Origin of the sequence: Ruminococcoides intestinihominis, from assembly GCF_040096285.1 — a bacterium.
In the GTDB taxonomy this organism is placed as follows: Bacteria; Bacillota; Clostridia; order Oscillospirales; family Acutalibacteraceae; genus Ruminococcoides; species Ruminococcoides intestinihominis.
The window spans coordinates 101,944-108,979 of the sequence record NZ_JBBMEY010000003.1 but is presented as its reverse complement, the minus strand read 5'-3'; the positions used below and the strand labels follow the sequence as shown (position 1 = coordinate 108,979).

The 7,036-nt window shown below is 39.2% G+C and carries 3 protein-coding genes; 2 read left to right on the top strand and 1 reads right to left on the bottom strand.

Annotation, left to right across the window (positions count from 1 at the left end; genetic code table 11):
• Positions 1-142: 142 nt before the first annotated feature.
• Positions 143-3,187 (bottom strand): SrtB-anchored collagen-binding adhesin, encoded by a 3,045-nt coding sequence (locus tag WMO18_RS01935; protein WP_367286260.1) that lies wholly within the window; start codon positions 3,185-3,187, stop codon positions 143-145.
• A gap of 373 nt (positions 3,188-3,560) precedes the next feature.
• On the opposite strand from WMO18_RS01935, the gene WMO18_RS01930 reads away from it, so the two are divergent.
• Together WMO18_RS01930 and WMO18_RS01925 are read left to right on the top strand one after the other, a co-directional pair.
• The gene (locus tag WMO18_RS01930) at positions 3,561-4,256 is read left to right on the top strand and encodes a CpXC domain-containing protein (protein WP_022505155.1); all 696 of its coding nucleotides are present in this window, start codon (positions 3,561-3,563) and stop codon (positions 4,254-4,256) included.
• 111 nt (positions 4,257-4,367) lie between these two features.
• Complete coding sequence (locus WMO18_RS01925) at positions 4,368-6,995, top strand: valine--tRNA ligase (RefSeq protein WP_367286258.1); 2,628 nt, start codon at positions 4,368-4,370, stop codon at positions 6,993-6,995.
• Positions 6,996-7,036: the final 41 nt, after the last annotated feature.

The following is a 7,036-nucleotide window of genomic DNA, read 5'->3' as shown; positions in this document are numbered from 1 at the left end:
AAAGGGTAAAATCAATGCTTACGCACCCTTGACTATCCGTGTTCTTGCAGGTTGTAGGCAGACAAGCCAGAATAAGCGGAAGTCTGCCGTTTGACAGCTTCGGTGGAGAGCGTGATTTTCCTTTTCTCATACCGTTACCACCTTATAATTTCTTCATTTTACGGCGTTTGTAGAAGAAGATACCTGTCAGTCCAGCACCAGAAGTCACAAGAAGTGCAAGCAGTCCGTAAAGGTTGGTGTTATCGCCCGTTTTGGGACTGTCGCTAGGTCTGCTAGGCTTTTCTGGTGTCGGTGGTGTTTCGGGTTTTTCTGGTTCTTCTGGCTTTTCCTTAAAAGTAATCGTCTGTCCCTCTTCCTCAATGTCCTTATGTTCGGTAACTTTCTTCGGCTCGTCTGGATTGCTTAAGTCGTACAATTCTTCAAAAGTTACAAGCTGTTTGCCGTCAAGGGAAGTAGCGTCAAAGGTAAAGGCAACTTCCACTTTCATAGTTTCGCTGTCAGCGGTAAACATATAATCACTTTCCACACGCTTTCCATTGATAAGAAGTTCTGCATTTTCTTCTTTCAACATCTGCCAGCCCACAAGTTTGTACTGTGTACCGACTTCTAAGCCCTCTAAGGTTACGGTATCAATGATTGTAACGTCTTTTCCAGCTTCAAGCTCTTTGTTGCCGTCCTTATCCGTAGCAGTCGTATGAATTTTGATGATACGCTCTGTGATAAGTACGGTCTGCCCGTCGTCCTCAATGTCTTTGTGTTCTGCAACTTTTACGGGTTCGTCTGGATTGCTTAAATCATACAATTCTTCAAAGGTAACAAGGTTTTTGCCACCTAAAGCAGACGCATTGAACGTATAGGAAATTTCCACTTTCATTTCTTCCTCATCAGCGACAAAGGTATAATCGTTTTCTACACGTTTCCCGTCAATGATAAGCTCGGCGTTTTCTTCCTTTAACATCTGCCAGCCTTTCAACTGATACTTTGTGCCTTTTGTAAGTCCGTCTAATTTGACAGTATCAACGATTGTAACCTCTTTTCCTGCAAGGATAGTCTTTTCGCCGTCCTTGCTGGTCGCTGTGGTATGGATAGAGATTTCTTTTTCGTATTCATCAGTCAGCGTCCCTAAATCAATCACAAGGTTATTTCTTGATACCACGATTTCAAAAGGTGGGATAAGTTCAAAGCCTTTGTTACTATCACAACGCATTTCTTCAATGATGTAGGTATCATAAGGTAATGCCCCCTTGCTGTCGTCTGGTTCAGAAGTTCCAAACCACACACCGTCCTCGCTGGTCTTTCCTGCGTTTGTATTGTGCTTATGAGAAGCCCATTCAGCAGAAGTGGAGAATTGCCCGTTATCATCAGTTACCACGACGTGATTTTCGCCCGTTGTCTTGCTTGTGATCCTAAAAGGAACATCAGCAAGACGCTTGTGTGTGCCTGCACCGATTTTTACACCCTCAATATCTCCACGCTTAATCTGATTATAGATAGAATGGGCTTTTTCGGTTAAGTCCACGATTTTTCCATTTTCTGTGATTGTAAAATCAATCGGCTTTGCACCGTCAGTTAAGTAACCGTTGGGAGCTTCACTCTCAACGATACGGAATTTTCCATAAGGTAAGAGGTCAGAAGAAGTAGAAGCGACACCCTCAATATCTGTACGAATTGTCTTTACCACTTCATTTTTCTTGTATAACTTGCCCTCAACCAATACTGCATTATCATTTAAGGAAATGATGTCAAAGGCAGTATCTTTCAAAGTGGCACTTCCTTGTGGCTTTGTATCGCCCGTTTCTAAATCTCGTTTCTGAATTTTGACACCGCCACGGATAACCTTGTCTGATACGGAAAACTGGTTACTTCCAGATAATACGGCAAGGTCGCCGTCCTCGGTAATCTGTGTTACATATAAGCCTTTTATCTGTTCGGACTTATCGCCAGCCTGCATATATGCACCCTCTAACAAGTAGCCGTTTGGAGCTTTTGTTTCTTCTACGGTTAGTGTTCCAAGTGGAAGAACCGCCTTGCCGTCCTGCATATAGAAGCTGTCGCCAGATACTTTGTATGTGTCCGCTAATTTTGTGATGTAGTGGGTTGTTCCGTCGCTGTCTGTTTCAGCGGTTGTCTTTGTAACCCATGTACGAGTAGCTTCGGCAGGGAGATTGTCTTTATTGTAGAAGCCAGCATAATACTTCCATGTAAATTCCGCACCTGCTAAAGAAGCGTTCCCTTGCGGATTGTCTTTCTGTGTTTCCATATCAATCTTGAAAAGCTCAATCAAAGTGTCCGTTACTTTTGGCGTATCTGATACTTTCAAAATTGCTGTCTTTCCAACTTCAACCTTTAAGGAATATACAGTTTTATCCACTTTATATCCTGCTGGTGCGTATAATTCCTTGATATAGACTGTGCCTGCTTTTACCTCTGCAATATCTGTGTTTCCGTTTTCATCAGTCGTAAGGGTGGCAAGCTGTTTTGTGCAGTCTTTATCAGAAAAGACACCGTATGTTGCACCAGCGATTGAGTAATTCCCGTTACCGTCTGTGATGCTGGCATTACTGGAAACCTTTTGCAGTTTCGTATTTCCGACATTCAGTTTCGCCCAGAATTGTCCCAATTCCTGCCCCTCGCCAGAGTAGATATAACCGCCACATTCATAGCGTCCTTTATTTTCTTTGACAAAGGCTTTCGCACCAGAGAAAACTTCGTCCTGCGTAGCCTTTGGAATTTCATCATAAGAAGCTCGCACGTTATCACATTGCCAGCCAAGATGTACGCTCAATCTCTGCCAGACTACAAGCTGTCTTAAAAGATAAGCGTGATTTTTGCTTATTCCGCTGTGGCTGTCTGTGTACTGTTTTACATATTCGATAGATAAGGCAACGTCGCTTATCTGGTCGGCACTCATACGGGTGCTTACGTCAGCTCTGGTCTTGTAACCATTCTTAAAGTCTGTGTTGATGTCAATACAGTAAGCGTCCTCGCCCTCAACGGTCAAATGTCCCTCATTAAAGGTAGAACCAATTGAACCGTCATTCATTACTTTTTCAACGATACCGATACGCTCTTTTGACTCCGTCCAGTATTGCTTACTTTCTGCATGAACGGGTGTAGTCGGCAAAGCAGTAACGACAGTTGCAAGAGCTAAGAAGCCCGTACACAATCGTTTTAACATCTTTTTCATAAATCTAATGCTCCTTTCATTTTGGGTAATAAAATAGCCGTCCAATAAGAACGGCTGGAAATAGAAAAGGAACGTCATGTTAGGCATTCCATAGTCTATAAAATATTTAATTTTTTCTTGTTTCAATACTGATGTGTTGTACCATAATATCTTTGCATATCTAGGAAAACTTGCGTATCAAGGCTCATTCGTTAGTAGTAAATAAGTAGTAAATTGATGTGTTTGTTTCCTTGAAAATGCTGATAGATACTGTGTTTTAGCGGATAATCAGATTTTTATTGTGTTTTTATAATAAAATCAATAAAATTTTGAAAATTCACTTGCGAATATTTTTCATTTATTATAATATTGTATAGAATAAGGAGGTGGCAATATGCCTAAAACAGTTATAAAAGAGATTATCTGTCCACAATGTAACGCAGTAACTGAGGGAAAATTATATACAAGCATCAATGCCACAAACAATCCTCACCTAAGAAATGAAGTGCTTGAAGAAAAAATCTTTGATTGGACATGTCATGCTTGTGGCCACAAGGCAAGACTTACATATCCATTGCTATATAACGATATGAAAAGAAGATTTATGGTGTATCTGATTCCGGATATTGACCGTTTCCAACTTGCCGATAATGAGCTTGAAGAAGAATTTAAGAATCTAAAGGGTATTAGAAAAAGATTAGCACCTAACTTTAACACATTTAAAGAAAAAATATTTATCTTTGAAAATGGTCTTGACGATATGGCAGTTGAACTAACTAAACTTGCCATTAGTGAAAGTGTTGCCAGAAAATTAAAACTAAGAGAAGTTACCGAAGGGTACTTATCAATGTATGACAGAGAAAGCAACACAATGGGATTTACTTTCTTAACAGGTCTTGACAAAGAACCTTATATTCAGTCAGCTAGGCTTGAAATCTATAGCAAAAGCCTTGCTATTGTTGATGAATTGGCTGAAAAAGATAAGAACTTGATGGGTTTCTTAACTATCGACAGAGAATGGGCAACTAATATTCTTTATAGATATAAAAGATCACGCCAAAGAATAAAAAACAAAAAAGAAAAAGAATAAAAATTATTATTGCAAAAAAGCACTCATTATGGGTGCTTTTATTATTGACTTTTTTCTTTTATAATGAGATAATAAGTACTGTATGAACTTTGCTATGAAGGAGAATAAACTATGGCAAAAGAGATGGCTAAAGCCTACAACCCAAAAGAGGTTGAAGACAAAATATATGACTTTTGGCAGGAGGGCAACTACTTCCACGCAGAAGTAGATAAGGACAAGAAACCTTATACTATTGTTATGCCACCTCCAAATATTACAGGTCAGCTACATATGGGTCATGCCCTAGACAATACTCTACAGGATATTCTTATCCGTTGGAGAAGAATGCAGGGTTATTCTGCACTATGGCTACCCGGTACAGACCATGCCAGTATTGCAACAGAAGCTAAGATTGTTGAAGCAATGCGTAAAGAGGGAATTACTAAAGAAGATTTAGGCAGAGAAAAGTTCCTTGAAAGAGCATGGGAGTGGAAAAAAGAATACGGTGGTAGAATCGTTAGCCAGTTAAAGAAGATGGGTTCTTCTTGTGACTGGGAAAGAGAACGCTTTACAATGGATGAAGGTTGTTCTAAGGCTGTTAAGGAAGTTTTTGTTCGTCTATACAACAAAGGCTTAATTTACAGAGGAGAAAGAATCATCAACTGGTGTCCTCATTGTAAAACATCAATTTCTGACGCAGAAGTTGAATTTGAAGAACAAGCAGGTCATTTCTGGCATCTTCGTTACCCACTAACAGATGGTAGTGGATACCTGGAACTTGCTACAACAAGACCTGAAACATTACTTGGTGATACAGCAGTAGCAGTTAACCCAAGTGATGAAAGATACAAGGATTTAGTAGGCAAAACATTAACACTTCCACTTGTTGGCAGAGAAATTCCAATTATTGCCGATGATTATGTTGATGTTGACTTTGGTACAGGTGTAGTTAAGATTACTCCTGCTCACGACCCTAACGACTTCCAGGTTGGTCTAAGACACAACCTACCTGTTATTAATGTAATGACAGATGACGCTAAGATTGTTGAAGATTATCCAAAGTATGCCGGTATGGATAGATACGAAGCAAGAGAAGCTATTGTTAAAGATCTTGACGAAGGTGGTTTCCTTGTTAAAGTAGAAAAGCATGACCACAATGTTGGTACTTGTTACAGATGTCACAGCACAGTTGAACCAAGAGTTTCTAAGCAATGGTTCGTAAAGATGGATGAACTAGCAGGTCCTGCTATTGAATGTGTTAAGAGTGGTAAAACTAAATTTGTTCCTGAAAGATTTAATAAGATTTATTATCACTGGATGGAAAACATCCGTGACTGGTGTATTTCTCGTCAGTTATGGTGGGGTCACAGAATTCCTGCTTACTATTGTGATGAATGTGGCGAAGTAACAGTTGCAAAGGAAATGCCTGAGAAGTGTCCTAAGTGTGGTTGTACTCACCTACATCAGGATGAAGATACACTTGATACTTGGTTCAGCTCAGCTTTATGGCCTTTCTCAACTTTAGGTTGGCCTGATAAGACACCTGAACTTGACTACTATTTCCCAACTAATACACTTGTTACAGGTTATGACATTATTTTCTTCTGGGTTGCAAGAATGATTTTCAGCTCAGTTGAACAGATGAACAGTCAGCCATTTGATACTGTATTTATTCACGGTATTGTTCGTGATGAAAACGGTGTTAAGATGAGTAAGTCACTTGGTAACGGTATTGACCCACTACTTGTTATTGACCAGTACGGTGCTGATGCTCTAAGAATGTTCCTAGCTACAGGTAACTCACCGGGTAACGATATGAGATATTCCGAAAAGAGAGTTGAGGCATGTCGTAACTTTGCTAATAAGCTATGGAATGCAAGTAGATTTGTTCATATGAACATTGATGATTATGATGTTAAGAATGAACTACCAGCTACTCTTGAAACAGAGGATAAGTGGATTCTTCATACACTAAATAATGTAGCTAAAGAAGTTAACGAAAATCTTGAAAGATTTGAACTTGGTATTGCACTTTCTAAGATTTATGACTTTATTTGGAACAGCTACTGTGACTGGTATATTGAACTTTGTAAGGCTAGACTTCAAAGTGAAGGTGAAACTGCTCAGAATGCTCGTCAGGTACTAATTTATGTTCTTGACAAAATTCTAAAGCTATTACATCCGTTTATGCCATTTATCACAGAAGAAATCTGGCAGACAATTCCTCACGATACAGACGGTAAAACTGTTATGCTCGAAAAGTATCCTGAATATGACCCTAGTCTTGACTTTAAGGCAGAAGCCGAAGAAATGATGAAGGTTATGGAAGCTATTACTGCTATTCGTACTCAGAGAAACGAAATGAATGTTCCACCATCAAAGAAAGCAAAGCTATTTATTGCTACTGCTATTCCTGAAACATTTAGTAACGGTGAACAGTTCTTTAAGAAACTTGCATCAGCAAGTGAAGTTGAAATTAGTGATTCATTTGATATTGACGGTGCAGTTACTGTTGTTACAAGTGATGCAAAAATCTATATTCCAATGGAAGAACTGGTTGACAAAGAAGCTGAACTAAAGCGTCTTAATAAGGAACTAAAGCAGGTTGAAAAAATGCTTGCTCAGGATGAAGGAAAACTTAATAATCCGGGCTTTATGTCTAAAGCACCTGAAAAGGTTATTGAAAAGATTAAAGGTCAAGCAGAAAAGGAAAGAGAAAAAATTGCTCTTATCCATGCTGCTATGGATGCACTAAAATAAACAAATTTGCTCCCTAAAACTAGGGAGCATTTTTTCTTTTT